Here is a 3568-nt window from a genome sequence, read left to right as displayed (position 1 = left end):
TAGTCTGTGGGTAGTTCTAGTCTGGGAGGTGCTCCGGCTAACTGCTGTTTCCAATAATCTAGTTGAGGGGCTAAGACCTCAGCCGTTGTGGGTTGTCTCTGCCAGCCAGCAAAGTCGGCATATTGGATGGGCAGTTCGGGTAACGGTGAGGGTTTCCCTTGAACAAATGCCCCATAAAGTACTGCCAATTCATGGCTAAATATCCCCGTTGACCAACCATCTGTAATGATGTGGTGCATGGTGAGCAACAGCACATAATCATCGGTCGCCAACTGCAATAACGTCACTCGTAGGAGGGAATCGTTGGCCAGGTCAAAGGGTTTCTGAATTTCTTGCTGGCCCAGCTGTTGCACTTCAGAAAATTGTTCTTCTGTTGACAACTGCTGTAAATCAATAACGGGCATTTCTAACTTCAACTCAGGATGAATCACCCGCACGGTTGAGTTCTCTACTGCTTGAAAATTAGTACGTAATATTTCATGACGGCGAACAATTTCTTGCACCGCACGATGTAGTATTTCCAATTGCAGGGAGCCGTTCAGACGCAACGCTTCTTGCTCGTTATAGGTCGTGCTTCCCTCCTGCAATTGATCTAAAAACCATAATCGTTGCTCGGCAAAGGATAGGGGTAATTCTCCTGCTCTTGGAATGGGCTGAATCGCAGAAAGTTGTTGACGGCTAGCGCCTAAGATCTCCTCACTTAGCTCTGCGATTGTGGGAGATTCAAATAGCCGATGCAGTGACAGTTCTATTTGAAAAATGTCGCGGATTCGTGAAATCAGTTGCGTCGCTTGAAGAGAGTCTCCCCCCAAAAGAAAGAAGTTATCGAGTACCCCGACTTCATTGAGACTCAATACGTCTGTCCAAATGCCTGCGAGAACTTCTTCCGTGGGCGTTCGCGGTGTCAGCAGTTCTACATCCATCACCGGACGAGATTTATCGGGGGCCGGTAAGGCTCGTCGGTCTACTTTTCCGCTGGGGGTCAGGGGCAATTCGTCTAGAACGACGAATGCCGAGGGCATCATATAATCCGGCAGCTTTTCTGTCAGGAATTCCCGCAGCTGAGGAATGAGTTGACTGGGCTTAGAGCCGGTGTAGGGCTGATTGGCGTAAGCCCTACAAGGTTTAAGGAGGGAAGCTTGAGGAGAAATGAGGGTGCTGTCTGGAATGATGTTGACATCGTTCCGCACAAACACCACATCATAGTCACTATTTCCACCGTTACCAGACCCCGTAATGTTAATGCGATAAGGAACCTCAGACTGCCATTCCCACCAGTCTTCAGGTTCAATCCCCCTTGGGGAAATTTGTTGACGTAATTCCTCTACAGTTTCAGGACAACCAGGACTAGCTAATAATTCCATTACCCTGACGTCTGCCCAAATTCTGGCGTTGGGGACGTGGGTAACCACGAGCATCTCTGGGGAGGTGTCTATCAGGTGTTGGTGAACAGTCGCTACTGTTAAATTATCCTGCTGCCAGTTGAGATGACTGGCAGCAGTTTTGGGAGGAGAGACTGTTTTTTCTAGATGCAGAACCACGTCGTAACGAAAGCGCGTCAGTTCATTCTGATAACGCCCGCGCTTGAGTTGAATTTCGACATGGCTAATTTGGGGTAAATGCTCTTTCAGGGCCACAAAGAATTCTGGAGCGATCGCAAGTTTTTGAGTCTGTGCCACGTGCTTTTGGATGAGATCGCGCAGCACCTCTGTCGATAGAGAAGCAGACGCTTGTGTCCGTTGCACGGATGTATGGAACGCTTCTAGTAAGGGAAAGCTCTCGACATCGCCAATAAAAACCGTGCCGCCTGGTTGCACTAACTGGATAACGCGTTCAATCACGCGCACCAGGTAATCCATCGTCGGGAAAAACTGGACCACTCCATTAATAATTACCGTGTCAAAGGATGCGGCATCCATGCCCTCAAGTTCATCCGCTGCACTGTGACACAGGGCTACCGATGCTTCTAAAGGGCTACCCTGAATTTGGTGGGCAATATAGTTAAGCCCTTCCGAGGCAATGTCGGTGCCGTAGTAACGCTGGCAATGGGGCGCAACCTGAAATAGCAACAACCCTGTACCGCAGCCAATTTCTAGTACTTGCTGAGGATTTAGGGACAGAATCCGTCCGACTGTAAAGTCAACCCACTCCCGGACCTGCTCTTCTGGCAGGGCTTTTCCAGTGTAGGTGTCATACCAGCCACCCATATGAAAGCCTGACTCCCAATCATCGGCGGGCTGACCGTAGGCTTCGTCCCAGATTTTTTCCCATTGCTGAACTTGCTCTGTTTCAATGTGGCCCTCTAATTTGGGCGATTCTGCTCCTTCAGCCACCGGCACCACATAAGCAACCAGGCGTTTGCCCCCCGGACTATCCTCCCGGGCAACCACTGCGGCTTGTTTCACCGTTGGATGCTGGCTCAACACCACCTCAAGCTCTCCAAGTTCAATGCGATAGCCGCGAATTTTTACTTGAGCGTCGATGCGACCCAAAAATTGGATATTACCATCGGGCAGGTAGCGGGCTAGGTCGCCGGTTGTGTATAGGCGGGAAGACAATTCTGGGCTTAAGGGATTCGGAATAAACCTCTCACGGGTGAGTTCCTCTCGGTTGATATAGCCCCGTGCCAAACAAGCACCCCCCACATATAGCTCTCCGGCCGCGCCCATGGGGACGGGTTGGAGGGACTCATCTAGCAGATAAACCTCGGTATTGCTAACGGCACCACCAATTGGCGGCAGGGTGGGCCACGTTTGGGGCACCCCTGGCAGCGTAAAGGCTGTCGTCACATGGGTTTCTGAGGGGCCGTATTGATTGTGGAGCGTACAATTCGGCAATTGGCTGAAAAAGGACGCGATCGCCTCAGTGATCTGCAACTGTTCCCCCGCCGTAATCACCTCTCTCAAGGTATTCGGCAACTGCTTAAAACTCTTGGCGACTTCAGCAAGCTGCTGTAAGGCTACAAAGGGCAGAAATATCCTTTCAACTTCTCTGTTTGCCAGTAGATGCAACAAGGCTACGGGATCTTGTCGCACTTTTTCTGAAATTAAGACTAGCGTTCCACCCCCACACCAAGTGGTAAAAATTTCCTGGAACGAGACATCAAAGCTAATAGGTGAAAATTGCAGAGTTTTGGCGTTTTGGGGCAGGGTTGTTTGTTCTAGCTGCCAGCAGATGAGATTGACCAGGGCACCGTGCTCCATCATCACCCCTTTCGGCTTTCCGGTGGAGCCAGAGGTGTAGATGACATAGGCCAGATTCTCTGGGGTTGTGCAGTTAGGGAGATTGCGATCGCTTTGGGTTGCAATGATTTCCCTCTCGGCTTCTATACAAACAACCCGGGCTTCACCCTCGGGCAACTGCTCTAAGAATTGGGTTTGAGTCAGCAACACTGAAGCTTTCGAATTAGCTAGCATATAGGCTAGGCGTTCGCTCGGATACACAGGGTCTAGGGGCACATAAGCGCCCCCTGCTTTCAGAATGCCGAGCAGGGCAATCACCATATCTAAAGAGCGCTCGAGGCAAAGCCCCACTAATCTATCTGGCCCCACCTCCAGCCCTTGCAAGT

1 protein-coding gene is annotated in these 3568 nt (G+C 50.7%); it reads right to left on the bottom strand.

Going from position 1 to position 3568, the window contains the following annotated elements; translation table 11 throughout:
- Nucleotides 1–3568 (bottom strand): non-ribosomal peptide synthetase (locus IQ260_RS28850; protein WP_193996512.1); only part of this gene is annotated, 3568 nt, incomplete at both ends.

The sequence above is a fragment of the Leptolyngbya cf. ectocarpi LEGE 11479 genome (assembly GCF_015207065.1).
In the GTDB taxonomy this organism is placed as follows: Bacteria; Cyanobacteriota; Cyanobacteriia; order Phormidesmidales; family Phormidesmidaceae; genus Leptothoe; species Leptothoe ectocarpi.
The sequence above is the reverse complement of the archived record's forward strand: the minus strand, read 5'-3'. Positions and strand labels throughout refer to the sequence as shown.